This is a genomic window from Pseudoflavonifractor capillosus (genome assembly GCF_016902575.1).
GTDB classification, from domain to species: Bacteria; Bacillota; Clostridia; order Oscillospirales; family Oscillospiraceae; genus Enterenecus; species Enterenecus capillosus_A.
Genome location: NZ_JACSNZ010000006.1, coordinates 70,687 through 97,087, shown reverse-complemented (window position 1 = coordinate 97,087; position 26,401 = coordinate 70,687). Strand labels below are relative to the sequence as shown.

Below are 26,401 nucleotides of genomic sequence, written 5' to 3'. Positions count from 1 at the left end.
CCAGGCGGGGCGGACGGCGGAGGGTGACCTCGGCTGTTCGCCCCACTTGTGCTTTGAGCAGGAGTACGGTATAATAAGGCAATTAAAAACAGGTTTAGACAGGAGGAATGCACCGTGAGACGGCTGCTTTGCCTGGTGATGCTGCTGGCCTTGGCCCTGTCCCTGAGTGTGTCCCAGGGGTGGGCTGCCACGGAGACGGCGGATCAGATCACCATTTTATATACCCACGATATGCACTCCAGCTTTCTTCCAAAGCAGGGAGAGAATGGACGCTCCAGCGGAGGCTACGCCCGGCTGAAAACCCTCATTGACGGGCAGCGGCAGGAAAACCCTGACGCTCTGGTGCTGGACGGCGGGGATTTCTCCATGGGCAGTCTGTTCCAGACCGCCTATGCCACCTCTGCTTTGGAACTCCGGGCCATGGGCCAGATGGGGTATGATGCCACCACCTTCGGCAACCATGAGTTTGACTACCGAGCCTCCGGCCTGGGGTCCATGCTGTACGCCGCTGTGAATAGCGGGGATCCTCTGCCCGCCATTGTGGAGTCCAATTATCTGCCGCCCCAGGGGGATGACGACACCTGGGATGCGCTGTATACCTACGGGGTGCAGGATTATCTGATCCTGGAGCGGGGCGGGGTGTGCTATGTCATTTTTGGCATCACTGGGTTGGACTCCGACGAGTGTGCCCCCATGTCGGGCATGGAGCTGGCTGACCCGGCGGAAACCGCCCAGCGGGTGGTGAAAGAGGCCACCCAGCAGTGCCAGACCGCCTACGGACAGGATCCGGTGGTGATCTGCCTGTCCCACTCGGGCACCGAAAACGGGAAGGGAGAGGACTACGAGCTGGCCCAAAAGGTGGATGGCATTGACGTGATCATCTCCGGCCATACCCACACCACTCTGGAGCAGCCCATTGAGGTCAACGGCACCTACATCGTCTCTGCCGGAGAGAATGGCCAAAACCTGGGAGTACTCACCCTTACCCGTAGTGGGGGGAAGCTGTCTCTGGAGAGCAATCAACTGCTGGCGGTGGATGAAAGTGTCCCCGAGGATCCGGAGATGGCACAGTGGATCGAGCAGGCCAAAGCCCAGGTGGAGCAGGACTATCTGGCCCAGTTCGGTATGAAGTTTGACCAGGTGCTGGTGAACAACCCCTACCAGTTTGAGTCGGTGGATGAGGTGTACGCCACCCAGCACGAGTCCACCCTGGGGAATTTGCTGTCCGATGCCTACTATTGGGCGGGCAACAGAGCCAGCCAGGACCCTGTGGACGTGGCCCTCACCGCCTCCGGTGTCATTCGGGACACCTTCCCCAAAGGGCAGATCACCGTGTCCCAGGTGTTCAATGTGGCCTCCCTGGGTATCGGAGCAGACGGTGTGCCCGGCTATCCTCTCATCTCGGTATACCTCACTGGGAAGGATTTGAAAAATGCCATTGAGGTGGATGCTTCGGTACCGCCCTTGATGTCGGCAGCCCAGCTGTTCTATTCGGGGGTGAAGTACTCCTTCAACACCAACCGGATGATTTTTGATAAGGTGGACCATGTGGAGTTGGTGCGGAAGGATGGCGTCACCGAGCCCATTGTGGATGACCAGCTCTACCATGTGGTGACGGGTCTGTACATTGGGCAGATGCTGGGAGCGGTGGAGGACACCTCTTTTGGCATCCTCACCGTCACCCCTCGGGATGCCCAGGGCAATCCCATCGCTGTGGACCAGCTGGAGGACTACATTCTCCACGACGCCCAGGGCGCAGAGGTGAAGGAGTGGCAGGCTGTGGCGGGCTATCTCCAGTCCATGGGCGGGGAGATGGACCCCAAGTATGGACAGACTGACGGGCGCAAGCAGGTATACGCCAGCTGGAATCCAGTGAGCCTGCTGAAGAATGCAGGTCTGCCCACAGCGGTGGCCATTCTGGCCCTGGTGCTGGTGTTGGTACTGCTCATCGTTGTGGTGCTTCTGTTGAGAAAATGGATTCTCCGCCGTGTGAGAAAAAACCCGTACCCAGCGGGGGAAAAGATGTAAAATAAAAGGCCCTGTGCCCAGAGACGAGCTCTGGGCACAGGGCCTTTGTCTAACACCCCAGAGACAGGAACCCCATAGGATGAAGTGCCGGAATCCCACCAGGGGAGCCGGGAAAGGAGAGAAATCCTATGGATCAACAATGGAATTTGGCGGAGCTGGAGGAGGGGGAGAGCGGATATGTGGAGTCTGTGTCCACCCACCTGGCCCTCAAGCACCGCTTGCAGGATCTGGGGCTTATCCCAGGAACTCGAGTGACGTGTATGGCCCGCAGTCCGGCGGGGGACCCCTGTGCATATCTCATTCGAGGGGCGCTCATCGCCCTGCGCCAGACAGATGCCCGGGAGATCACGCTGCGCCCGGTGCACCAGCGGGGGGCATAAGCAATGGGCCCCTGTGTTGCCCTGGTGGGCAACCCCAATGTGGGAAAATCCACGGTATTCAATGCCCTTACCGGGCTTCACCAGCATACCGGGAACTGGGCAGGCAAGACGGTGGATGTGGCCAAAGGCACATTCTCGTGGGAGGAGAAGACGGTGACGGTTGTGGATCTGCCTGGTACCTATTCTCTGCAAACCTCCTCCCCGGAGGAGGATGTGGCCCTGGACTATCTGCTCCACGGCCAGGCCCAGGGGGTGGTGGTGGTGTGTGATGCCACCTGTCTGGAGCGCAATCTCATTTTAGCCCTCCAGGTACTGGAGGTGACAGGCAATGTGGTGGTGTGTGTCAACCTCTTGGATGAAGCCGCTCGCCTGGGCGTGAATGTGGATTTGGAAGGACTGGAGCAGCGGCTGGGCGTGCCGGTGGTGGGTATATCGGCTGGTACCGGGGCAGGGATGGATCATCTGCGGGAGGTGATGGCCCGTCTGGCCATGGGAGAGATCACTGGGCAGGCACGCACCCCCCAGCCCCCTATGGAGCGGGTGCACACAGCCCAGGACTATGCTGGGCAGGCGGTGGATACCACCCCCACGTCCGGTGCCCGCCGTCAACAACGGTGGAACAAATGGCTCACCAGCCGGGGCACTGCCATCCCGTTGATGCTGGTGCTGCTCACCGTGGTGATGTGGCTGACGGTGGCTGGAGCGAATCTGCCCTCGTCCCTGCTGTCCCAGGGCTTTGACTGGCTGGGAGGTCAACTGGAGGTGTGGACCCAGGGGTGGCCCATTCAGCTCCGTGCCTTCTTGCTGGATGGGGTGTACGGTGTGACCACATGGGTGGTGTCGGTGATGTTGCCCCCCATGGCGATCTTTTTCCCCCTGTTTACCCTGTTGGAAGACTTGGGCTATTTGCCCCGGGTGGCCTTTGTTCTGGATCATGCCTTCCAAAAGGCCCGGGCCTGCGGGAAACAGGCACTCACCATGTGTATGAGCTTGGGTTGTACAGCCTGCGGGGTGACGGGGTGCCGCATCATCGACAGCCCCCGGGAGCGGCTGGCGGCCATGCTCACCGCCTCCCTGGTGCCCTGCAATGGAAAATTTCCCACCCTGCTGGCCCTCATCACCCTCTTCCTGGTGGGGGAGGGGGGGAGCCTTGCAGGAGCGGCGGCTTTATTGGGGGTCATGCTGCTGGGGGTGGCAGCCACCTTGGGCTGCACACGACTGCTCACCGCCACCGTGCTGAAAGGGACACCCTCCGCCTTTGTGCTGGAGCTGCCACCCTTCCGCCGCCCTCGGGTGGGGCAGGTGGTGGTGCGCTCCCTGTTAGACCGCACGGTGTTTGTGCTGGCCCGGGCAGTGGTCATCGCCGCCCCTGCGGGGGGTGTCATCTGGCTGCTGGCCAACCTCACCGTGGGAGACACTACGATTCTGGCCCACATCACTGGATTTTTGGAGCCAGTGGGGCAGCTGATGGGGCTGGACGGGGTGATTTTGACCGCCTTTATCCTGGGCTGGCCCGCCAACGAAATTGTCATGCCGGTGATGCTCATGGCCTACCTGGCCCAGGGCAGCTTGGTGGAGTGGGATGCGCTGGCCGGGGTACATGGGCTTTTGGTGGAGCAGGGGTGGAATACCACCACTGCGGTGTGTACCCTCCTCTTCGCCCTGTTCCACTGGCCCTGCTCCACCACCTGTCTCACCATCTACCGGGAGAGCAAGAGTGTGAGGTGGACGCTGGTGGCCATTGCGGTGCCCACCCTGTTGGGCATGGGGCTGTGCATTCTGGTCAATGCTGCGGGCAGCTTGCTGGGTGGGTGAAGGTTAGGACTTGTCAGCCTCTTGTTGCAATCCCCTCTTATAGCCTTCCTATGTATGAAATCATGGAGCTGGGTGGATCCAGATTGACCACCCGCTTACCCATCCGTTGCGCCAGCTGCGCAAATTTGGCCGCCTCACCCCAGGGATGTGTCACATATGTCACGACATAATCTGCCCGGTCTAACATCCAACGGTTTCTCCAATCAATGGAAAGTGGTTTGGCAAACTTCTCAATCCCTTCTGGAACTATGGAGCGAGAGTTGCCTGCAGTGTCTGTCTCGGCCACTGGCTGTTTTATGGGTAGACATGGAAAAACAATGCCATAAGTGATGTTGGGATATTCCTGGCAAAGTTTATCCAGGACTGAGGCAACCATGCACTCAAAACTGCCCTGGTTTCCAACATAGAAGGTATGTACGCGCTGAGTCACAATTAAATCTATTAAAACACTTTGTAGTTGGGGTCTTAGCCCAGTAGGACATTGACGATGCCCAAAAAATGTACACGTTGACATATGACGCCCCCCTAAAGATATTACCCCTATTCGGGTATGACTTTATTGTAGAATAAAAATATTCCGAAAGTCAACCCGTATTCGGGTAAAAACTCCCTGGTTTGTTGCTATCATCACATCAACCCGCAAATGGGTAATGATTGCAGGGGGGAGTTTTATGGAATATTACCAGTTGTATGTTCAGCGTATTCGAGGGCTTTGCAAGGAACGAGGAATTTCTATCAACAAGCTGGCCTCCATGAGCAATGTGAAACAGTCCACTTTGGACAACATTGTGCGGGGTGTGACCAAAAATCCACGGGTCAAGACGTTGCATAAATTGGCGCTGGCCTTTAACATGACTGTGGCTGAATTTTTAGATTTTGAACCTCTCAATCAGTATTCCTTCGAGGATGATGAAGAGGATTGATGTGCCTGGGCAGAGGCCTGTTGCCACCTTGGCTTTCAAGGGAAAAGGGAACATTCATGTATGAAAAAACGTGAGTGAGGACCATTAAAGTATGGGCCCTTACTCACGTTTTTTGCCTTATTTAGATAAAATTGTTTAGGACTTCTGGAGATTAGCGGTTGCAGGCGTCCAGCAGAGCCTGGGTCATGTCGGTTTTCTCCCAGGGCAGATCCAGCTCGAGACGGCCGAAGTGGCCGTAGGCGGCGGTCTGGCGGTAGATGGGACGGCGCAGGTCGAGGCGATTGATGATGGCGGTGGGACGCAGGTCAAAGACCTGGTTCACGGCTTGCTCCAGCACCTCGTCAGACACTTTGCCAGTGCCGAAGGTGTCCACCAGCACGGACACGGGACGGGCCACGCCGATGGCGTAGGCCAGCTGCACCTGGCAGCGCTGGGCCAGGCCTGCGGCCACCACGTTCTTGGCCACCCAGCGGGCGGCGTAGGCGGCGGAGCGGTCCACCTTGGTGGGGTCCTTGCCGGAGAAGGCGCCGCCGCCGTGGGGGGCGGAGCCGCCGTAGGTGTCCACAATGATCTTGCGCCCGGTGAGGCCGGAGTCGCCCTGAGGACCGCCCACCACGAAGCGGCCGGTGGGGTTGACGTAGATCTTGGTGTTCTCGTCCATGAGGTGGGCGGGGATGGTGGGACGGATGACGTGCTCCACCATGTCAGCCCGGATCTGCTCCAGGGTGGCCTCGGGGCTGTGCTGGGTGGAGATGACCACGGCATCCACACGCACAGGGTTGCGGTTCTCGTCATACTCCACGGTGACCTGGGACTTGCCGTCGGGACGCAGGTAGTCCAGGGTGCCGTCCTTGCGCACGGCGGTGAGCCGCTGGGCCAGCTTGTGGGACAGGGAGATGGCCAGGGGCATCAGCTCCTCGGTCTCCCGGCAGGCGTAGCCGAACATCATGCCCTGGTCCCCGGCGCCGCCGTCCAGCTCGTCGGTCATCTCGCCCTCCCGGGCCTCCAGAGCCTTGTCCACGCCCATGGCGATGTCGGGGGACTGTTCGTCGATGTTGAGTACCACGCCGCAGGTGTCGCAGTCAAAGCCGTACTTGGCCCGGTCGTAGCCGATGTCCCGGATGACCTCCCGGGCGATCTTGGCGATGTCCACATAGCAGGAGGTGGTGATCTCACCCATGATGTGTACCAGGCCGGTGGACACGGTGGTCTCACAGGCCACACGGGCCATGGGGTCCTGGGCCAGCATAGCGTCCAGAACGGCATCGGAAATCTGGTCGCAGATCTTGTCGGGATGTCCCTCGGTGACAGACTCCGAGGTGAAAAAACGTCTTGCCATAAGTAATCTTCCTTTCAAAGTAAAATGAAACATCCGCCGGACAAACCGGCGGATGGAGACAGCAGCGTCCTCATCTTGCGTGGGAGTGCAGCACCCGCCAAACGCCGGATTTGGCACCTTGCAGCAATGTGCAGGTTGCCGTGGCTTCATTGGGCCGATCCCTCCGCCACTCTCGATAAGGCAGTATTCAATTTCTGTAATATTATATCTGGGGGAACTTCAACTGTCAATGTGAGAAATGTGGAAATTTATTTCTTGGGCCGGGGTCGAAACAGGAAGGATGCCAAAAGGCCCAGGGTGATGGCCAGGGCAATGCCCCCGGCGGTGGCGGTAAGCCCGCCGGTGAGCACACCCAGCCAGCCCTCCTCCTCCACTGCCTTGCGCACACCCTGAGCCAGGGTGTGGCCAAAGCCGGTGAGGGGCACCGTGGCCCCGGCCCCAGCCCAGTCCACCAAGGGCTGGTACAGCCCCAGGCCGCTGAGGATGACCCCGGCTACCACATAGAATACCAGGATGCGAGCGGGGGTGAGGCTGGTTTTGTCCAAAAGCACCTGGCCGATGACGCACAAAATGCCGCCCAACAAAAAGGCGTTGAAGTATTCCATCAGTTTGTACCTCCTTCCAGGACGATGGCGTGGCAGATACCGGGGATGGACTCTCCCTGCATGGTGGACACCGGGGAGAGCAGCGCCCCGGTGGGGCAGAACAGCACCCGTTTCCACCGACCTGACAGCAGGCCGGGAATGACCATGGTGGTAAGCACGGCGGCGCTGCATCCACACCCAGAGCCGCCGCAGTGGACATCCTGTGCCTTCTGTTCAAAGAGGATCAGACCGCAGTCGTTGTAGTTGGACAGGGGAATCCCGTCCCGGGAGAAGAAATCGGACACGATCTGCCACCCCAGCTGACCCAAGTCTCCGGTGAGGATGAGGTCGTAGTCCTCCGGGCCTCGCCCGGTATCCCGAAAGTGGGCCCGGAGGGTGTCGTAGGCGGCCGGGGCCATGGCGGCTCCCATGTTGGCGGGGTCTTTGATGCCCTTGTCCATCACCTTGCCGATGGTGACGGCGGTGACGGCGGGACCTTTGCCTCCGTCAGCGGCAAGAATCACTGCCCCGGCGGCGGTGGCAGTCCACTGGGCCGTGGGGGGACGCTGGCAGCCGTACTCCAAGGGGGTGCGGTACTGCCGCTCGGCGGAGCAGAAGTGGGAGGAGGTCATGGCGGCGGCATGCTTGCCCCAGCCCCCGGAGAGGAGCAGGCTGGCCAGAGCCAGGCTCTCCCCCATGGTGGAGCAGGCTCCATAGAGCCCCAGATAGGGCACTTCAGCCCACCGGGCGGCAAAGGCGGAGCTGATGCACTGATTGAGCAGGTCGCCTGCCAGCAGGAGATCCAGATCCTGGGGGGACAGCTGGGCCCTTTTCAAGGCACTTTGCAGGGCCAGCTGCTGCATGGTGGTCTCCGCCATCTCCCAGCTGGACTGCTGGAAGGTGTCGTCCTGACAGGTGTGATCAAAAAAGCGGCCCAGAGGGCCCTCGGACTCCTTGCGTCCTCCGGCGCTGCCGTAGCCTACGATCACAGGAGGGCGGGAGAGCAAATAGGTTTGGGATGTGCGGGGCATGGACAGGACTCCTTTGAGATAGTGTCTTGCCTCTAGTATGCACCCCTATCAAGGAATTTATCACAAAAGCTGGTACGCCCTAGAAAAATTCACAAAGGGGTGGTATAATGCACACTGTTGGACAAAGATTGGAAAAACTTATGGGAGGAATCCTTTTATGTCGGAACAGACCAGATATATCGGTTACATCTGTCCCGTGTGCGGCAAGGCTGTGGTGGTGGAGCGCACCGCCTTTGCCCTGGCCGCCGGGGACCAGACCATTCCCTGTCCCTGCGGAAAGTCCCAGCTGGAGTTTCACCAGCAGGGAGAGCACTGCCAGGTGACAGTGCCCTGCCTTTTCTGCGCCAAAGACCACCACACCGTGTGCGCCACCCGGGCCATGATGGAGGAGAAGCTGCTGGTGCTCTCCTGCTCTGCCTCGGGGCTGGGCTGCTGCTTCATCGGTGAGGAGGAAGCGGTGTTCGGGGAGATGGAAAAGCTGGAGCGTGCGGTGGACAAGCTGCGCATGGACGATCAGGAGGAGACCCGTGGCACCTTCCTGGACGAGATCGTCATGGGCGAGGTGCTGGCGGAGCTCAAGGACATTGCGGGCCGGGGCGGCATCTCCTGCGGCTGCGGCTGTGACAAGTATGGCATCAAGGTGGGGTATTCCTCGGTGGATGTGGTGTGTGCTGGGTGCGGAGCCACCCTGCGCCTGCCTGCTGCCACCCTGGACGACGTGGACGAGATCTGCGCACGTTACACCCTCACCATCCCTGGAAAGAAGGAAGAAGCATGAGCACCATTTGTGAGACGACCTTCCGGGTGGACTCCCGGGACGTGGATATGTTCAACCAGTGCCGCCCCTCGGCGCTGCTGGGCTATTTGCAGGAGGCGGCCACCCAGGCCGCCATTGAGCTGGGAGCCTCGGGGCCGGAGATTTTGGAGAAGTATAACTGCCTGTGGATGGTGTCCCGGAACTGGGTGGAGCTGGACGCTCCTCTGCGTTGGAATGAGAAAGTGACCATCCAGACCTGGCACCGGGGCGGCACCGGTGTGGCCACCTACCGGGACTTCGACATCTTCCGGGACGGAAAGCCCATCGGCCAGGGGGTAGCCCAATGGGTGATGGTGGATGCCGACACCCATAAGCTCTACCGCCTGCGGGACGTGCCCGAGTTCCAGGGCACCGACGGTGGGGAGCGGAAAAAGTCCATCAAGCTCCACCGGGTGCCTATGCCCCAGGAGTTCCAAGTTACAGGCAACCGCTATCTGGGGTACTCGGACACCGACATCAACGGGCATATCAACAACATCCACTACGCCGACTTTGCCTGCGATGCACTGCACCTGGAGCGCCATGGACAGGGGAAATTTGTCCGCCAGTTCCAGATCTCCTACATCGGTGAGTGCCGGGCTGGTGAGCAGCTGGCCATGGAGACCGCCATGGAGGGGGAGCACCTCTACGCCCGGGGCATGGGGCCGGAAGGCGAGGCCCGCTTTGAATATGCCATGACCTTGGCCAATTTGGACTGACTAGGTGAATAAACCGAGGAGTTTAGGCATGAAGCGACAAAAGAGACAAAAACATGCCCTGGGCCAGGGACAGCCCAGGCAAATGGAGCGCTATTTTCCCAATCCCCAGCAGGGGCTGAGCAATGAACAGGTGTCCCAGCTTGCCGCTGCGGGGTGGCACAACGCCGTGGAGGAGACCAACCTGAAATCCACCGGTGAGATCATCCGTGAGAATACCCTGACCTTCTTCAACCTGGTGTTTGTGGTGCTGGCAGCGCTGCTGGTGCTGGCAGGCAATTTCCGGGACATGTTTTTCCTGGTGATTGCCGCCATCAACTCCCTCATCGGCATTGTCCAGCAGCTGCGCTCCCGGGCCACCTTGAGCAAGCTCTCCCTGGTGGCCCAGGCCCGGGTGAAGGTGGTGCGGGGCGGCCAGCTGGGCACCGTGCCGGTGGACAAGCTGGTGCGGGAGGACATCGTGGAGCTGGGAGCGGGAGATCAGATTCCCGCTGACGGCCCGGTGATGGAGGGCCAGGTGACAGTGAATGAGGCCCTCATCACCGGCGAGGCAGACCCCATTGTGAAAAATCCCGGGGATGACCTGCTCTCAGGCAGCTTTGTCATTTCCGGCCGGTGCCGGGCCCGCATGGACCATGTGGGGGCGGCCAGCTACGCTGCCCGGCTGGCCCACGAGGCCAAGGCAGACCGGGGAGTGGGTCAGTCGGAGATGATGAAGTCCCTGGACAGGCTCATCCACGTCATTGGCTTCGCCCTCATCCCCATGGGCATTGCCCTGTTTTGCAATGAATTTCTGGTGCAGGAGCAAGATTTTGCCACCGCCATCACCTCCATGGTGGCCGCCCTCATCGGCATGATCCCCGAGGGACTGTACCTGCTCACCAGTGTGGCTCTGGCGGTATCGGTGGCCCGCCTTGCCCAGCGCAAGACCCTGGTGCACCGGATGAGCGCCATTGAGACCCTGGCCCGGGTGGACGTGCTGTGCGTGGATAAAACGGGCACCGTCACCCAGCCCGAGATGTCGGTGCAGGAGCTGGTGTGCCTGGATGAGCAGGCCTTTCCTGCCGCCCAGGTGGAGCAGGTGCTGGGGGCATACTACCAAGTGATGGATGCCGACAACGATACCGCCCGGGCTTTGGCCAGTCGGTTCCGTACAGAAACCAGATGGCAGGCCCAGGAGATCATTCCCTTCACCTCCGCCAACAAGTGGTCAGCGGTGGTGTTCCGGGACCGGGGCGCCTATGTGGTGGGGGCGCCGGAATTTATCCTGAAAGAAGATTATAAGGCCATTGAAGAACAGGTAGCTCCCTATCAGCAGGCGGGTTGCCGGGTGTTGTTGCTGGCCCAGTGCGACACGCCCCCCACCCAGGAAGGCGGCTTGCAGGGCATTGTCATTCCCGTGGCTCTGGTGGTGGTGGCCAACCCCATCCGGCCTGAGGCCCCTGAGACCTTCCGTTACTTCGCCAAGTACGGGGTGCAGGTGAAGGTGATTTCCGGAGACAACCCTCAGACCGTGTCCAACGTGGCCAAGCAGGCGGGAATCGCCGGGGCGGAGAACTTTGTGGATGCCGCTACCCTGAAAGAGCCGGGTGACTATGCCCGGGCGGTGGAGGAATACACCGTCTTTGGCCGAGTGACCCCGGATCAGAAGCGCAAGCTGGTAAAGGCCCTGCAAAAAGCAGGGCATACCGTAGCCATGACGGGAGACGGCGTCAACGACGTGTTGGCGCTGAAGGATGCCGACTGCGGCATTGCCATGGCCTCCGGGGCGGAGGCTGCCTGCCAGGTGGCGGAGCTGGTGCTGTTGGACTCCGACTTTTCCGCCATGCCCCAGGTGGTGGAGGAGGGCAGACGGGTCATCAACAACATCCAGCGGGCTGCGGCTTTGTACCTGGTGAAGAATATCATGTCGGTGTTCTTATCCCTGATTACTCTCTTTGCCGGATTCCCGTACCCCTTTGTGCCCATTCAGCTTACCCTTATCAGTGCCCTGACCATCGGCATCCCATCCTTTGTGCTGGCTCTGGAGCCCAACCATGAGCTGGTGCGGGGACGGTTTATGCACAACGTGCTCCGCCGGGCCCTGCCCGGTGGCCTGACCAACATTGTGCTCATTGTGGGTTTGGAGCTATTTACCTATGCCTTTACCTTCCAGCGGGCTACCCTGTCCACCTTGTCCACCGTCACCATCGGGGCGGTGGGACTGCTGGTGATCTACTATGTGGCCCGGCCCCTGGACAAAAAACGGTGGGCGCTGCTGGGTTGCATGACCGTGGGAATGGTGATTGCTGTGCTGAGATTTGGCCGGGTCTTTGAACTTACCGCTCTGGATCTCCAGTCCGCCCTGGTCATCACCGTGTTTCTCCTGCTCACCCCCTCGGTGATCTACGCCTTTGAGACTGCCTTTGAAGTGGGCAGTCGGGTGGTGACCCGGTGGAAGAAGGAGCATGGGGGCAGACGAGCAGACTCTAAATGATAAAAAATCCTCTGAGGAACACCTCAGAGGATTTTTTCACCCCAACAGCTGGGTCAATTCTTCAAATGTATGGACAATGTGGGTGGCGCCCGCCTGGGAAAGCTCTTCCTGGCTGCCGTAGCCGAAGGTGACGCCAATGGAGTCCAGCCCGTTTTCCCGAGCACCCACGATGTCGTGGAGCCGGTCACCCACCATGACACACATTGCTTTGTCCGGGCAGGCGTCTCCCAGGCGGGTGAACACCTCGGCAATGACCTCGCCCTTTTTTGTGCGCTTGCCGTCCAGGCAGCTGCCCACGATCTGGTCAAAGTAACCGTCAATGTGGAAGTGCTCCAAAATCTGCCGGGCAAACACTTCCGGCTTGGAGGTGGCCAGGCACACGGTTTTCCCCGCCTCCTTCAGCTGGGCCAGCAGGGGCTGAGAGCCGGAGAACACCCGGTTTTCAAAGATCCCCCGGCGGGAGAAATACTCCCGATACTTTTCCACCGCTTTCTGGGCGGTAGGGAGGTCAAAGTGGTAGAACTCCATGAAAGAGTCAATGAGGGGCGGGCCGATGAAGGGGGTGAGCCGATTCGGATCCTCCTGAATGCCAAAGGAGGCCAGGGCGTAGGCAACCGAGTTGGTAATACCCTCCTTTGGATCGGTGAGCGTCCCGTCCAGGTCAAAGAAAATGTGGGTGTACATGGTGTGCTCCCTCTCTTATGTGTGATGGCTCCATTATACGAGACTTCCACGCCCAGGACAAGTGGAAACAGCGATTATTTAGCACGGTACTGTGTTTGACGAAGAAAGGAAAAACGTGTAAAATATCGAATTGCGCCCCAAAGAGGGGACGAGAAGAAAAAGAGGGAGTTTATAACCATGAAACAACGAGAGAGTTTTTCCTCCCGGCTGGGCTTTTTACTCATATCCGCCGGGTGCGCCATTGGTCTGGGCAACGTGTGGCGCTTTCCCTACATCACAGGCCAGTACGGCGGTGCCGCCTTTGTGGTGGTCTATCTGATCTTCCTGATTATCATGGGCCTGCCTGTGATGGTGATGGAGTTTTCCGTGGGTCGTGCCAGCCAGAAGAGCATGGCCGGGTCCTTCCAGGCCCTGGAGCCTAAGGGCACCCGCTGGCACTGGTACAGCTGGTTTGGCCTGGCGGGCAACTACCTGCTGATGATGTTCTACACCTCCGTGTCAGGCTGGCTCATTTTGTACTGCATCAAGATGGCCAAGGGCGATTTCCATGGCCTGGATACCGCCGGGGTGAGTCAGGAGTTTGGCAATATGCTCTCCCAGCCTGGCCTCATGACCGTGTTCATGGTGCTGGTGGTGGTGGGCAGCATGCTGGTGGTGTCCCGGGGTCTGCAAAATGGCGTGGAGAAGATCAATAAGGCCATGATGCTGTGCCTGCTGGCGGTGATGGTGCTGCTGGCGGTGCGCTCTCTGACATTGGAGGGTGGCTTGGAGGGCCTTGCCTTTTACCTCATGCCCAACTTCCACAACCTGGTCTATGATGCCAAAGGCAACTTCATTCTCTGGCAGGCCATCTATGCTGCCATGGGACAGGCTTTCTTTACCCTGTCTCTGGGCATCGGTGCGCTGGCCATTTTCGGCAGCTACATCGGCAAGGAGCACACCCTGCCCGGTGAGGCTCTGCGGGTGGGTATTCTGGACACCTGCGTGGCTTTCACCGCCGGTCTTATCATTTTCCCTGCCTGCTCTGCCTTTGGCGTGGCAGCGGACAGCGGCAGCGATCTGATCTTCATTACCTTGCCCAACGTATTCAACTCCATGAGCGGCGGACGGCTGTGGGGCGCTCTGTTCTTCGTGTTCATGTCCTTTGCCGCCCTGTCCACCGTCATTGCCGTGTTTGAAAACATCGTCTGTTTCTATATGGACAAGTGGGGCTGGAGCCGGAAGAAGGCGGTGCTGGTGAATACCGTGGCCATTCTGGTGCTGTCCATGCCCTGCGTGCTGGGCTTCAACCTGTGGAGCAGCTTCCAGCCTCTGGGTGCAGGCACCACCATCATGGATCTGGAGGACTTCTTGGTCAGTGACAACATTCTGCCTCTGGGCTCTCTGGTGTACCTGCTGTTCTGCGTCACCCGCAAGGGCTGGGGCTGGGAGAACTTCCTGGCTGAGGCCAACACCGGGTCGGGCCTGCGCTTCCCCCGCAACGTGCGCTTCTATGTCACCTATCTGCTGCCCATCATCATGCTTATCATTTTTGTCATGGGCTACTGGAACCGCTTCTTTGCATAAAGAAAAATGACCGGGGTTTCCCGGTCATTTTTGTGCAAACTTTTCCCTCGCTAGCGTGCGAAAGTGGTTGAAATTTTTATGGCTCTGGGGTAAAATGAGAAGCACGAGTATACCCGAAGGAAGGGAAAAGGAGCGATATCCATGAGTAAAATTCAGATGAAAACGCCCCTGGTGGAGATGGACGGGGACGAGATGACCCGCATTCTCTGGCAGCAGATCAAGGAGGAGCTGCTGGAGCCGTTCATCGACCTGAAAACCGAGTATTATGACCTGGGGCTGCGCCACCGGGAGGAGACGGGGGATCAGGTGACGGTGGATGCTGCCCAGGCCACCAAGAAATATGGCGTGGCGGTGAAGTGTGCCACCATCACCCCCAACGCCCAGCGGGTGGAGGAGTATAATCTGTCCCAGATGTGGAAGTCCCCCAACGGCACCATCCGTGCCATTCTGGACGGCACCGTGTTCCGTGCCCCCATTATGGTGGAGGGCATCAACCCGGTGGTAAAGAACTGGGAAAAGCCCATCACCATCGCCCGTCACGCCTTTGGCGATGTGTATAAGGCCACCGAGATGCGGCTTACCGGCCCCGGTAAGGCAGAACTGGTGTTCACCGCTGCCGACGGCAGTGTGCAGCGTCAGACCATCCAGGACTTTAAGGGCCCCGGCGTGGTGCAGGGGCAGTTTAATGTGGATGCCTCCATCACCTCCTTTGCCCACTCCTGCTTCCAGTATGCTCTGGACGTGAAGCAGGACCTGTGGTTCTCCACCAAGGACACCATCTCCAAGCAGTATGACCACACCTTCAAGGATATCTTCCAGGAAATCTACGAGGCGGAGTACAAGGAGAAGTTTGAGCAGGCGGGCATCACTTACTTCTACACCCTCATTGACGACGCTGTGGCCCGTGTCATCCGCTCCAAGGGCGGGTTCATCTGGGCCTGTAAGAACTACGACGGCGACGTCATGAGCGACATGGTGTCCACCGCCTTCGGCTCCCTGGCCATGATGACCTCGGTGCTGGTGTCCCCCGAGGGCTACTATGAGTACGAGGCCGCCCACGGCACCGTCACCCAGCACTACTACCGCCACCTGCGGGGTGAGCAGGTGTCCACCAACCCCATGGCCACCATTTTCGCCTGGACGGGCGCTCTGGCCAAGCGGGGCGAGCTGGACGAGCTGCCTGAGCTCACTGACTTCGCCCACCGCCTGGAAAAGGCCGCCATTGACACCATCGAGTCCGGTGTCATGACCGGAGACCTGGTGGGCCTGTGGGAGGGCAAAGCCCCCGCCCAGAAGGTCACCGGCCTGGAGTTTATGCGGGCCATCGCCGCCAAGCTGTAAGGTGAAGAGGCAGACGTAGCGGAGCAAAGCTTGAATCACTAAGGTGTTAACGCAAAGGAGGATGACAATCTTCCAGCGTCACAAAGAATTGGTAAAAAAGGAGGAATAATTGTGCCGACTGAGTGCGAGTATTGTGGCTGGTCTTTAGAGGGGGGCGATTATACTGCCCCGTGGGAAGATGATGACAACGCAAATGGTTATATCATTTGTCCTCATTGCAAACGAAAAAATTATGATTATAGTGACGATGATTAAAGTCCAACAAATGGTGAAAACTGCGTGCAGCGATTCCGCTGCACGCAGTTTTTTGCTTTATTGGAACGTAGGATTCAACTCCACCTTGCCCTCCACGCACTTGGCGTCCAGGGCCACAATGGGCTGGGCGTAGTGGTCGATGAGCAGGGTGGCGATGGCATCCTCCAAATCCTTCTGAATCTGGCGGCGCAGGTTGCGGGCGCCGTAGAGGGGGGAGTAGGAGGTGTCCACCAGGTAGTCCAGCACACTCTCGTCATAGGAGAAGGTGATGCCCTTATTGCGCAGCACCTGGCTGAGCTCGCCCAGCATGATCTTGGCAATCTCCTTGAAGTTGTCCTGGGTCAGCTGGTTGAAGCAGATGATCTCGTCTACCCGGTTGATAAACTCCGGGCGCAGGAAGGACTCCAGGCCCTTCATGGCCTTCTCCTTGGCCAGCTGGGTGGGGGAACGGTCAAAGCCCAGGGAGCCGCCCTTGATGTTGCTGCCAGCGTTGGAGGTCATGACAATGACGGTGTTCTCAAAGTTGACCACCTTGCCGTGGGCATCCGAGATGTGGCCGTCGTCCAGAATTTGCAGCAGCACATTGAGCACGTCGGGGTGGGCCTTCTCGATTTCGTCAAAGAGAATGACGGAATAGGGCTTGCGGCGAATTTTTTCCGTGAGCTGTCCGGCGTCGTCGTAGCCCACATAGCCCGGAGGAGAGCCGATGATGCGGGACACGGCGTGCTTTTCCATAAACTCCGACATATCCAGCCGGATGAGGGACTCGGGGGAGTCGAAGAGGTCGGCGGCCAGCTGTTTGACCAGTTCGGTCTTACCCACGCCCGTGGAGCCCACGAAGATGAAGGACACGGGCTTGTGCTTGGCGGAGATGCCCACTCGGCCCCGGCGAATGGCCCGGGCCACCGCAGAAACTGCCTCGTCCTGGCCCACAATGTGGGTTTTCAGACGCTCCTCCAGCTTGGCCAGGCGCTCGAACTCCTGCTCCTGGATCTGGCTGGCGGGGATCTTGGTCCACAGCTCCACCACCTGGGCCAGATGGGCAGGGGTGAGCATGGGGTCGCCTTTGGCTTTCAGCTCCTCCAGCTCACCGTTCAGCTGGGCCTGACGGCTCTTAAGCTCTGCCAGTCGCTGATAGGCCTTCTGGCTGCACTGCTCCTGGAGGCTGTGCTTTTCCTGGGAGACCTGGGCAAGTTGCTGTTGCAGCTCGTGGAGCTGTCCACGGCGGCTCCCCTGCCGCTCCTGGAAGGCGGGGTCTTCCCGGTTGGGGGCCTCGTTGTCGTCTCGGCTGATGGCCATTTCCAGGCTGTCCCGCTGGCGCTGGAGCTTCTGCTCCTGCTGTTGCAGCTGATGCACCTGGGGATCGTCAGAGCCGGAGGTGGCGGCCAGCACAATGTCCATTTCCTTGGCGTAGTCAGCCAGCTCCTTTTCAATCTCTGCCATACGGGCCAGTGCCTTGTTGTGGAGGTTTACCTCCGAGGCGGCCTCGTCAATGAGGTCAATGGCCTTATCCGGCAGATACCGATCGGTGATATACCGCTCACTCATGGACACAGCCATGCGGCAGATGTCGGGAGTGATGACCACATGGTGATAGCTCTCGTAATAGGGGGCGATGCCCTGGAGGATCTGGGTGGCCTCGTCTATGGAGGGCTCCTCCACCATCACAGGCTGGAAGCGACGCTCCAGAGCCGAGTCCTTCTCGATATACTTGCGGTACTCGGTGAGGGTGGTGGCGCCGATGACCTGGATCTCACCCCGGGACAGGGCGGGTTTGAGAATGTTGGCGGCGTTCATAGACCCCTCTGCATCCCCGGCGCCCACAATGGAGTGCACCTCGTCGATGACCAGGATGATGTTGCCCAGCTTCTTGATCTCCTCAATGAGGCCCTTCATGCGGCTCTCAAACTGGCCCCGGAACTGGGTGCCTGCCACCAGAGCGGTGAGATCCAGCAGGTACACCTCCTTGTCCAGCAGCTTGTAGGGCACCTGGCGGTCGTGGATTTTCTGAGCCAGGCCCTCGGCAATGGCGGTTTTACCCACGCCGGGCTCGCCGATGAGACAGGGGTTGTTCTTCTGGCGGCGGTTGAGAATCTGGATGGTGCGCTGAATCTCGTCCTCCCGGCCCACGATCCGATCCAGCTTGCCCTCCTGGGCCTTGCGGGTCAGGGACATGCAGTAGTTTTCCAAAAACTTTCGCTTGGGGGGCTTGGGAGGCGCATTTTTGTCCTCCTTACCGCCGCCCCGGTGGGCAGGCCCCTCAGGGCCGGGCTGGGCGCCGAAGAGCTTGCTGAGGAAGGGGAAGGTGGCGGTGCGTCCCTCGTCCTCCTCCTCATCCTGGGGCGGCTCCGGGGTGTTCTCGGCCAGGTTCTCCAGCCCCTCCACCCCGCCAAAGGCGGACATCATGTCACGGGAGATGGAGTCCAGATCCTCGTCGGAGATGCCCATTTTCTGCATCATGTCGTCCACGGGCTTCAAGCCCAGCTCCCGGGCGCATTTCAGGCACAGACCTTCGTTTTTGGTCTCGCCGTTTTCAATTTTCGTAATGAAGATCACTGCCACGTTTTTATGGCAGCGGGTACACAGTGTCGGCTGCATGGTTAAACTCCTTTCGGAAGGTATCTTTTTGAGGTACCCTACCAGAAGAATGTGAACTGGCCGTGAAGAAATGGTAATTTCTTATTGGAATCAGACCAGAAGCTGATCCAGGAAGGCAGCCAGTCCCTTGGGGGTGAACAGGGTGAGGATGGGGGTGGTGGGCTGCTGGGGTATGAGGTTGGCCAGCTGCCCCAGCCACACCAGGACAAAGACGATGAGCACGGCCTTCAAAAGGCCCGCTGCCAGTCCGCCCACGGTGTTCACCGCAGACAGAATGGGCAGGTGGAAGGCCAGATCCAGGATGTGGCTGACCAGGAACCAGACCAGCAAAATCAGCAGGAAGGACAGGGCAAACAGTCCGGCCTTCGCCACCAGGTTGGCCAGATAATTGGCCAGGGCACTGGCCACGGTGAGACCGCCTTCGCTGGGCACGTTGCCCTCTTCCTGGGCTTGATCCAGGAAGTAAGAGAAGCCCACAAACAGGCCCTTTTCCTTCATGGAATCCAGCAGCTCCTCCAGGGTGTAGGTGGGAGCCTCCTCCTGGGGCAGAGAGCCGGGAATGGAGATGGAAGGGGACTGATTTTCGCCCTCCTGGGTTTGGGCAGGCTCAGCGCCCCGGATGGTCTGGTAAATGGCGGGCTGGATGATGTGGGCCACGGGCCCATGGAACTGGCTGGAGATCAGTTGTGCACCGAAGAAGGCGACAAAAAGGCCCAGCAATCCGCACAAAGTGAGGATGAGTCCATTTTTCGCTCCTCTCCAGGCAAAAAACGCTAAAATTACAACGATTGCCACGTCAAAGATATATGCGGCCATAGAATCCTCCTTATCTATACGCCCCTGAGGGCATTCTCATTCATTTCAGCAGCACCGTATGATTAAGGCACATAAAAGCTGGCGCTGTCGGCAGAGATGAGAATGGCGGAGCCATCCTCCAGCAGCAGCACATTTCGTGCGCCCTGGGTGCTGTCCAGAGAGGCGTACAGCTGTAAATCCTTGGTGTAGATGTCCAGTTGATTGCCGGTGAGTACGGCGATGTATCGCCCGGCAGCGGAGATAGACAGCACCTGCTGGTCGATATCCAGGCTCTGGTATGTGCCGTCCTCCTGGATGACCCACAGCTGGCCTTGGCTGCCTGCCCGATACTTGGCCAGCAGAGCCACGGCAAAGCCATCCCCTGCCAGGGAGTACCGTTTCAGGTGCATCTCCTTCCAGTCCACAGAGCTGGAGTTGCCCTTGTGGTCGGTGATGGTCAGGCCGTTGTCTGCCATAGACCAGACATGGGACTGGGTGTGTCGGGTCTCCAGTACCACCGAGGAGCCCAGAGAACAGGTGAGGTCGGGTTGGAAGTCGCCGCTGTCCCCGGTGTTCAGGGAGTACAGGGACAGGGTGGAGTTGAAAGCTCCCTCCACCTGTCCCACGTTGAGAATGGACAGGGTTTTGCCGTCATCGGAGAGGGCGGCATCCATGACGTAGGCAGAGGAGAGGTTGACGTTCATGAGCTTTTCATAGGAGCTGCTGTATACAGACACGGTGCCCTTGTAGCCCGTGGACTGGCTGACCACGGTGAGCTGCCCGTTCTTATTGAGATGGGCAGAGAGGATGGAGTCGAAGTCGGTGGCAGACCAGATGACCTCCCGCTGGCCCAGCACATACAGGGAGGAGCCGCCGGCATCATACACCACGGCCAGAGAGCCATTGGTGTTGACCACCGGGGTCTCCATGTCCACGGACAGGTCTACGTACTGGGTGCCGCTGCCAGAGAACAGGGAGATGGAGGTGGTGGAGCACACCAGCAGATCTCCGTCCAGCACCGCAAAGGTGTCCTCCAGACTGCCGCCGTAGAGGAAGGAGTCGGCCTGGCCGCTGTCATTGAGCACCAGGGAGCGGTAGTGGATCCACCGCTTGATGTTGTCCAGGGACAGTCTGTCCCGGAATACCACCACAGCCACAGCGCCCAATACCACGGCTAGGGCCAGGAAAAAGAGCAGCACCCGCACCAGAAATTTGGGCTTTTTGGGCTGGGGGGCGGATGGATTGACCTTTGTTTCTTCCATAATGTAACACCTCAAACAGGGACAGCGCATGGCTGCGCTGGAAAAATGGTGTCAGAGCACGTCCTCTTCGTACCAGAGATTGGTCATGTACAGCCCATCAGGGGGCGCAGTTGGCCCGGCCAATGTGCGGTTGCGGGAGGACAGGATCTGGGGAATATCGTCAGGGGAGAGCTTTCCTTCGGCAGCGTAAATGCAAGTACCCACCATGGCCCGTACCATATTGTACAAAAAGCCGTCAGCACATACCCGGCAGTCAATGATCTGCCCCTTACGTTCAATGTCAAAGTAGTGGACGGTGCGCACGGTGGTGCGGGTCTCGGTGCCCACCGAGCGCACAGCTGCAAAGTCATGGGTGCCCACAAACTGGGCGGCAGCCGCCGCCATGATGGACTCGTCCAGATGGCGGGGGTAGAACCACACCCGGTTGACGTAAAAGGGATCCCGGATGCGGGAGTTGTAAATGCGGTAGGTGTACTCCTTTTTGAGACAGGAGCCGATGGCGTTGAAGTGGTCGGGCACCAGAGTGGCCTTGGACACCACAATATCGTCGGGCAGACGGGTGTTCACCGCCAGGGGCAGCCGCTCCAGGGGGATGGCGGAGGTGGTGCGGAAGTTGGCCACATAGGTGCGGGCGTGTACCCCGGCATCGGTGCGTCCCGCCCCGGTGACCTTCACCGGGTGGTTGACCACAAAGGACAGGGCTTCTTCCAAGGTCTCCGCCACGGAGACGGCATTTTTCTGCACCTGCCAGCCGTGGTAGGCGGTGCCGGTATAGCTCAGACGCAGGGCAATGTTACGCTCTTGCATGAAAACACCTCGTAGGTAGGATAGGTTACAGCCCACGCCCCGCCAGCAGGCCGATGGCCACTGCCAGCACCACCATACACACCAGAAACACCCAGTCGGAGGGACGCAGGCGCAACTGATTCATCCGGGTGCGGCCCTGTCCGCCGTGGTAGCAGCGGCACTCCATGGCGGTGGCCAGTTCCTCGGCCCGGCGCAGGGCGGAGATGAACAGAGGCACCAGCAGAGGGATGAGGGCCTTGGCCTTGCGGATGAGGCCGCCGGAGTCGAAGTCTGCGCCCCGGGCCCGCTGGGCAGACATGATCTTGTCTGTCTCCTCGATGAGAGTGGGGATGAAGCGCAGGGCGATGGACATGATCATGGCCAGCTCGTGGACCGGCACCCGCACCTTTTTCAAGGGGGAGAGCAGGCTCTCCAAAGCGTCGGTAAGGGCCAGGGGTGAGGTGGTGTAGGTGAGCAGGAAGGTGGCGCAGATGAGCATCATAATGCGCACCACCATGAAAAAGGCGTGGAGCACACCCTCATAGGTGATGGTAAAGATCCAGAAAGACACCCAGGGCGTGCCGGGGGTATAGAACATATTGAGGACGGCGGTAAAAACCAGCAGAAAAATCACGGGTTTCAAGCCGCCCAACAGAGTTTTGGGGCGAATGTGGGCCACGGCGCAGCCACACACCAGCAAAGCCAGCATCACGGCGTAGGTGACAAACCAGTTGGCCAGAAACAGGGCCACCAGGTAGCAGATGAGCCCCAGGAGCTTCATTCGGGGGTCCAGGCGGTGGAGAAAGGAGTTTCCGGGGAAGAATTGCCCCAGGGTGATATCCTTCAAGTTCATGCCTTTGCCCCCTTTCGGGCCAGCAAAATGGCGTCCCGGGCCTGCTCCACGGTGTACACCGAGGCAGGTACATCATAGCCCATGGCCCGCAGGCGGGCAAACACCCGGGTCATTTCAGGTACACCCAGGCCCATCTGCTCCAATTCAGTCCCGTGGGAAAAGACCTCTTGGGGCGTGCCGGAGTAGGGAATGGTGCCCTCCCGGAACACCACCAGGCGTTGGGCTTCCCGGGCCACCTCGTTCATGGAGTGGGAGACCAAAATGATGGCGGCCTTTTTCTCCCGGTGATAGGCCCGGATGTTGCCCAAAATCTGGGCCGCTCCCGCTGGATCAAGTCCAGCAGTGGGCTCGTCTAAAATGAGCACTTTCGGCTCCATGGCAATGACTCCCGCAATGGCCACCCGGCGCTTTTGACCGCCGGACAGGTCAAAGGGGGACTTGTCCAGGGTATGGCTGTCCAGGCCCACAAAGCGGGCGGCCTGGCGCACCCGGCGGTCCACCTCGTCCTTGTCCAGCCCCATGTTGGTGGGGCCGAAGGCAATGTCCTGGTACACCGTCTCCTCAAAAAGCTGGTACTCCGGGTACTGGAACACCAGCCCCACCTGGAAGCGCACCTGACGGGTGCGCTCCTTGGAGCTCCAAATGTCCTCCCCGTCAAAGAGCACCTGGCCTGAGGTGGGGCGCAAAAGCCCGTTGAGGTGCTGGATGAGGGTGGATTTTCCCGAACCTGTGCGGCCGATGATGGCCAGATATTCTCCCTCAGCTACCGACAGGTCAATGCCCTTCAAAGCGGCGTGCTCAAAGGGGGTGCCCTGGCTGTATATATGAGTCAGCTGTTTGGTTTCAATGATAGGCGTCATAGATAACGGGCCTCTCTTATCGGGGTAAAATTTGGGCCAACACCTGGGCGCAGTCCTCAGGCGTGAGTACGTCCAGGGGGACATCCAGCCCTGTCCGGCGCAGCTCATAGAGCAGGGCCACCGAGTCGGGCACTTCCAGCCCCAGGCGGCGCAGCTCTTCCACGTGCTGGAACACCTGGCCGGGAGGGCCGTCCATGACCACACGGCCGCTGTCCATCACCACCAGACGCTGGGCCCGTGCGGCCTCGTCCATGTGGTGGGTGATGAGCACCACCGTCATGCCCAGTTCCCGGTTGAGGGTGCAGATGGTGTCCAGCACCTCACGCCGTCCCACCGGGTCCAGCATGGCGGTGGGCTCGTCCAGCACGATGCACCGGGGGCGCATGGCCAGCACTCCGGCAATGGCCACCCGCTGTTTTTGACCCCCGGAGAGCAGGTGTGGGGCGTGGCGGGCGTATTCGGTCATACCCACTGCCTCCAGCGCTTCATTCACCCGGCGGCGAATTTCCTCCGAGGGCACACCCAGATTTTCCGGGGCGAAAGCCACATCCTCCTCCACCACGCTGGCCACGATCTGGTTGTCCGGATTCTGGAACACCATGCCCACGGTGCGTCGAATGTCCAGCAGCAGTTCCTCGTCGGTGGTGTCCATGCCGTCCACATACACCTGCCCCCCGGAGGGGAGCAGGATGGCGTTGAGGTGCTTGGCAAAGGTGGACTTGCCCGAGCCGTTGTGGCCCAAAACCGCCACGAAGGAGCCGGGTTCAATGGTCAAATTCACATGATCCAGTACCGTAGGGGCCACCCCTTCGGCGGTGGTATACCGGAAGGTCAGGTCTTGGGCGTGAAGGATGGGGTTAGCCATGGCGGACGTTCTCCACGGAAGCTGCCACCCAGCGCCCGGTGGCACCGCAGGGCAGGGCCAGTCCGGTCTGTGTCACCGGCAGGCCCAGCTCGTCGGACACGGTATGGCCGCCAAACTTGCCGCCAATAACGGTTTGCAGAATATAGGTCAGCACCGAGGGGGCCAGGCCGGTGGTGTAGGAGTTGAGGATGACAAACAGGGGGTCATCACTGAGCACCCCGGACACCAGATCCACAAAGGGGTACAGATTTTCCTCCAGCTTCCACACCTCGCCGGAGGGGCCACGGCCATAGGAGGGGGGATCCATGATGATGGCGTCGTAGCGGCGGCCACGGCGGATCTCCCGTTCCACAAACTTGGCGCAGTCATCAATGATCCAGCGAATGGGCTTGTCCTCCAGGCCAGAGGACTTGGCGTTCTCCCGGGCCCACTGCACCATGCCCCGGGCGGCATCCACATGACACACGCTGGCGCCCGCAGCGGCGCAGGCCACAGTGGCCCCGCCGGTGTAGGCAAACAGGTTCAGCACGCTGATGGGACGGCCTGCCCGGCGGATGAGATCCTGGGCAAAATCCCAGTTTGCCGCCTGCTCGGGGAATACCCCGGTGTGCTTGAAGTTCATCAGGCCCACATTCAGGGTCAGTTCTTTATAGTGAATTTGCCAGCGCTCAGGCACCTGCTTGCTGGCCCACTGGCCGCCCCCGGTGTGGGAACGGGCATAGCGGGCATGGGCGGTTTTCCAGCCCTTGTGCTGGCGGGGAGTATTCCAAATGGCCTGAGGGTCGGGACGCACCAGGACATGGCTCCCCCAACGCTCCAGCTTTTCTCCACGGCCGCAGTCCAGCAGCTCATAATCTTTCCAATTTTTGGCCAACCACATGAGCACATTCTCCTCATTATATAATCACGTTATTATACTACACAGGTGGGAATTAGTCAAACCCAGGGGGAAAAAACACCCCACGGAAACGGCTGGGTTCCGTGGGGTGAGAGGGTCATACTTCCAGGGGATATTTCCCGGTGAAGCAGCCGTCGCAGAAGCCGCAACTGGCCTGGGGAGCAATTTGGTGCAGGGATTCCAGGGAGAGAAAATGAAGGGAGTCGGCGCCGATCATCGCCCGGATCTCCTCCTGGGAGTAGTGGCAGGCGATGAGGGAGTCCTTGTCAGGAATGTCGGTGCCGAAGTAGCAGGGGGAGATGAAGGGCGGGGCGGAGGAGTACATGTGCACCTGGGTGGCTCCCGCCTCCCGGAGCATGGCCACGATCTGCTTGGAGGTGGTGCCTCGGACGATGGAGTCGTCCACCATCACCACCCGTTTGCCTGCCACGCAGCTGCCCAATGCGCCCAGCTTTATGCGCACCGCCTGTTCCCGGCTCTCTTGGTTGGGGGTGATGAAGGTGCGGCCAATGTAGCGGTTTTTTACCAGGCCTACCCCGTAGGGGATGCCGGACTCTTCCGCAAAGCCCATGGCGGCATCCAATCCCGAGTCGGGCACGCCGATGACCACGTCCGCCTCCACGGGAAACTCACGGGCCAGCAGTCGGCCTGCGTTGCGCCGAGCCAGGTGCACCGACTGCCCGCACAGCACCGAGTCAGGTCGGGCGAAGTAGATGTATTCGAAGATGCACATGTGGCTGGTGGCATTGGTGCAATTCTCCCGGATGGAACGCACCTCGGTTCCCTCCACCACCACGATCTCGCCGGGATCCAGCTCCCGCTCAAATTCGGCGCCCACAGCGTGGAGGGCGCAGCTCTCCGAGGCGAAGATCACCGCATCCCCCCGGCGGCCCATGCACAGGGGGCGAAAGCCCCAGGGGTCACGGGCGGCGATGAGCTTTTGGGGGGACATCACCAGCAGGGAGAAGGCGCCCCGCAGACCCTTCACCGCCCGACACACCGCCTCCTCAGCGCAGGAGCAGCGCAGCCGCTCCTGGGCGATGGCGTAGGCGATGAGCTCCGAGTCGGTGGTGGTCTGGAAGATGGCGCCCCGGTACTCAAAGAAAGTGCGCAGCTCGTCGGTGTTCACCAGGTTGCCGTTGTGGGCCACCGCCAGGGTGCCTTTGACGTATTTCAGGGTGAGGGGCTGGGCGTTTTCCCGCCGACCGCCCCCGGTGGTGGCGTAGCGCACATGGCCCACCGCCATGGTGCCCCCCAGCTGGTCCAGCACATGGGGGTGGAACACTTCTCCCACCAGACCTACGTCTTTGTGAAAGGACAGCTCTCGCTGGTTGATGGTGGCGATGCCGCAGGCCTCTTGGCCCCGGTGCTGGAGGGCGTACAGGCCGTAGTAGGTGGTGCGGGCACAGTCCCCGTGGGGGTCGCTGATGCCAAAGACACCGCACTCTTCGTGAATGGACATGGTGATTCCTCCCTGAAACGAAAAATAGGCGCTGTGACCCCTGGGGTCACAGCGCCTTTGCTGCTTTCATACCCCGTCATTATAACGG

23 protein-coding genes and 1 riboswitch are annotated in these 26,401 nt (G+C 59.9%); of the genes, 9 read left to right on the top strand and 14 right to left on the bottom strand.

The features are described from left to right. The first annotated feature begins 114 nt into the window (after positions 1-114). The 3 genes from H9X86_RS04110 to feoB all read left to right on the top strand — a co-directional run bounded on the left by H9X86_RS04110 (position 115) and on the right by feoB (position 4,223). Positions 115-2,028, top strand: coding sequence for a bifunctional metallophosphatase/5'-nucleotidase (locus H9X86_RS04110; RefSeq protein WP_346011435.1), 1,914 nt, complete (start codon positions 115-117; stop codon positions 2,026-2,028). A gap of 128 nt (positions 2,029-2,156) precedes the next feature. Next, positions 2,157-2,408 carry a FeoA family protein gene (locus H9X86_RS04105; protein WP_204900309.1) on the top strand — a complete coding sequence of 84 codons (252 nt, stop codon included), beginning with the start codon at positions 2,157-2,159 and terminating at the stop codon, positions 2,406-2,408. Between the two features lie 3 nt (positions 2,409-2,411). Beyond that, entirely contained in the window at positions 2,412-4,223 is a 1,812-nt protein-coding gene (feoB, locus tag H9X86_RS04100; protein WP_204900308.1) for a ferrous iron transporter B, read from the top strand. Positions 4,224-4,260: 37 nt separating this feature from the next. Here the strand turns inward: feoB and H9X86_RS04095 are convergent, their stop codons facing one another. Next, on the bottom strand, positions 4,261-4,737 hold the full coding sequence (locus tag H9X86_RS04095) for a hypothetical protein (protein ID WP_204900307.1): 477 nt from the start codon (positions 4,735-4,737) through the stop codon (positions 4,261-4,263). 157 nt (positions 4,738-4,894) lie between these two features. Here H9X86_RS04095 and H9X86_RS04090 point away from each other — a divergent pair, with 157 nt between their 5' ends. Beyond that, positions 4,895-5,146, top strand: a complete 252-nt coding sequence (locus H9X86_RS04090) for a helix-turn-helix domain-containing protein (protein WP_204900306.1) — start codon at positions 4,895-4,897, stop codon at positions 5,144-5,146. 151 nt (positions 5,147-5,297) lie between these two features. On the opposite strand, the gene metK is transcribed toward H9X86_RS04090, so the two are convergent. The 3 genes from metK to spoVAD form a co-directional block, all read right to left on the bottom strand. Further along, positions 5,298-6,485 carry a methionine adenosyltransferase gene (gene metK, locus H9X86_RS04085; RefSeq protein ID WP_204900305.1) on the bottom strand — a complete coding sequence of 396 codons (1,188 nt, stop codon included), beginning with the start codon at positions 6,483-6,485 and terminating at the stop codon, positions 5,298-5,300. Positions 6,486-6,552: 67 nt separating this feature from the next. After that, positions 6,553-6,667: riboswitch (SAM riboswitch) on the bottom strand. 66 nt (positions 6,668-6,733) lie between these two features. After that, positions 6,734-7,090, bottom strand: coding sequence for a stage V sporulation protein AE (gene spoVAE / locus H9X86_RS04080; protein WP_204900304.1), 357 nt, complete (start codon positions 7,088-7,090; stop codon positions 6,734-6,736). Continuing rightward, positions 7,090-8,100 (bottom strand): stage V sporulation protein AD, encoded by a 1,011-nt coding sequence (gene spoVAD, locus H9X86_RS04075; RefSeq protein ID WP_204900303.1) that lies wholly within the window; start codon positions 8,098-8,100, stop codon positions 7,090-7,092. The genes spoVAE and spoVAD overlap by 1 nt, the downstream gene beginning before the upstream one ends. A gap of 157 nt (positions 8,101-8,257) precedes the next feature. On the opposite strand from spoVAD, the gene H9X86_RS04070 reads away from it, so the two are divergent. From H9X86_RS04070 to H9X86_RS04060, 3 genes are read left to right on the top strand one after another with little or no spacing between them, the layout of a single operon-like run. After that, a complete protein-coding gene (locus H9X86_RS04070; RefSeq protein WP_204900302.1) occupies positions 8,258-8,878 on the top strand; it encodes a hypothetical protein in 621 nt (206 codons plus the stop codon). Next, positions 8,875-9,615 carry an acyl-[acyl-carrier-protein] thioesterase gene (locus H9X86_RS04065; RefSeq protein WP_204900301.1) on the top strand — a complete coding sequence of 247 codons (741 nt, stop codon included), beginning with the start codon at positions 8,875-8,877 and terminating at the stop codon, positions 9,613-9,615. The genes H9X86_RS04070 and H9X86_RS04065 overlap by 4 nt, the downstream gene beginning before the upstream one ends. Positions 9,616-9,643: 28 nt before the next feature. Beyond that, positions 9,644-12,088 carry a cation-translocating P-type ATPase gene (locus tag H9X86_RS04060; protein WP_204900300.1) on the top strand — a complete coding sequence of 815 codons (2,445 nt, stop codon included), beginning with the start codon at positions 9,644-9,646 and terminating at the stop codon, positions 12,086-12,088. Positions 12,089-12,124: 36 nt separating this feature from the next. On the opposite strand, the gene H9X86_RS04055 is transcribed toward H9X86_RS04060, so the two are convergent. Further along, positions 12,125-12,772, bottom strand: a complete 648-nt coding sequence (locus H9X86_RS04055; protein WP_204900299.1) for an HAD family hydrolase — start codon at positions 12,770-12,772, stop codon at positions 12,125-12,127. Between the two features lie 177 nt (positions 12,773-12,949). Between H9X86_RS04055 and H9X86_RS04050 the strand changes: the two genes are divergently transcribed. Together H9X86_RS04050 and H9X86_RS04045 are read left to right on the top strand one after the other, a co-directional pair. Further along, the gene (locus H9X86_RS04050; RefSeq protein WP_204900298.1) at positions 12,950-14,338 is read left to right on the top strand and encodes a sodium-dependent transporter; all 1,389 of its coding nucleotides are present in this window, start codon (positions 12,950-12,952) and stop codon (positions 14,336-14,338) included. Between the two features lie 141 nt (positions 14,339-14,479). Beyond that, complete coding sequence (locus H9X86_RS04045; protein ID WP_204900297.1) at positions 14,480-15,679, top strand: NADP-dependent isocitrate dehydrogenase; 1,200 nt, start codon at positions 14,480-14,482, stop codon at positions 15,677-15,679. Positions 15,680-15,991: 312 nt separating this feature from the next. On the opposite strand, the gene H9X86_RS04040 is transcribed toward H9X86_RS04045, so the two are convergent. The 9 genes from H9X86_RS04040 to purF all read right to left on the bottom strand — a co-directional run bounded on the left by H9X86_RS04040 (position 15,992) and on the right by purF (position 26,313). Beyond that, positions 15,992-18,532, bottom strand: coding sequence for an ATP-dependent Clp protease ATP-binding subunit (locus H9X86_RS04040; protein WP_204900296.1), 2,541 nt, complete (start codon positions 18,530-18,532; stop codon positions 15,992-15,994). 90 nt (positions 18,533-18,622) lie between these two features. Next, on the bottom strand, positions 18,623-19,348 hold the full coding sequence (locus H9X86_RS04035) for a CvpA family protein (protein ID WP_204900295.1): 726 nt from the start codon (positions 19,346-19,348) through the stop codon (positions 18,623-18,625). Between the two features lie 62 nt (positions 19,349-19,410). Beyond that, entirely contained in the window at positions 19,411-20,589 is a 1,179-nt protein-coding gene (locus tag H9X86_RS04030; protein WP_204900294.1) for a DUF5711 family protein, read from the bottom strand. A gap of 51 nt (positions 20,590-20,640) precedes the next feature. Next, positions 20,641-21,396 carry a tRNA pseudouridine(38-40) synthase TruA gene (gene truA, locus H9X86_RS04025; RefSeq protein ID WP_204900293.1) on the bottom strand — a complete coding sequence of 252 codons (756 nt, stop codon included), beginning with the start codon at positions 21,394-21,396 and terminating at the stop codon, positions 20,641-20,643. 25 nt (positions 21,397-21,421) lie between these two features. After that, on the bottom strand, positions 21,422-22,228 hold the full coding sequence (locus tag H9X86_RS04020) for an energy-coupling factor transporter transmembrane component T family protein (RefSeq protein ID WP_204900292.1): 807 nt from the start codon (positions 22,226-22,228) through the stop codon (positions 21,422-21,424). After that, positions 22,225-23,088 (bottom strand): energy-coupling factor transporter ATPase, encoded by an 864-nt coding sequence (locus H9X86_RS04015; protein WP_204900291.1) that lies wholly within the window; start codon positions 23,086-23,088, stop codon positions 22,225-22,227. The genes H9X86_RS04020 and H9X86_RS04015 overlap by 4 nt, the downstream gene beginning before the upstream one ends. Positions 23,089-23,104: 16 nt before the next feature. Continuing rightward, on the bottom strand, positions 23,105-23,953 hold the full coding sequence (locus H9X86_RS04010; protein ID WP_204900290.1) for an energy-coupling factor transporter ATPase: 849 nt from the start codon (positions 23,951-23,953) through the stop codon (positions 23,105-23,107). Beyond that, a complete protein-coding gene (locus tag H9X86_RS04005; protein ID WP_204900289.1) occupies positions 23,946-24,833 on the bottom strand; it encodes a class I SAM-dependent methyltransferase in 888 nt (295 codons plus the stop codon). Before H9X86_RS04005 ends, H9X86_RS04010 begins: the two co-directional genes overlap by 8 nt. 115 nt (positions 24,834-24,948) lie before the next feature. After that, positions 24,949-26,313: an amidophosphoribosyltransferase gene (gene purF / locus H9X86_RS04000; RefSeq protein WP_204900288.1), complete on the bottom strand. Its 1,365-nt coding sequence runs from the start codon at positions 26,311-26,313 to the stop codon at positions 24,949-24,951. Between the last annotated feature and the right edge of the window lie 88 nt (positions 26,314-26,401).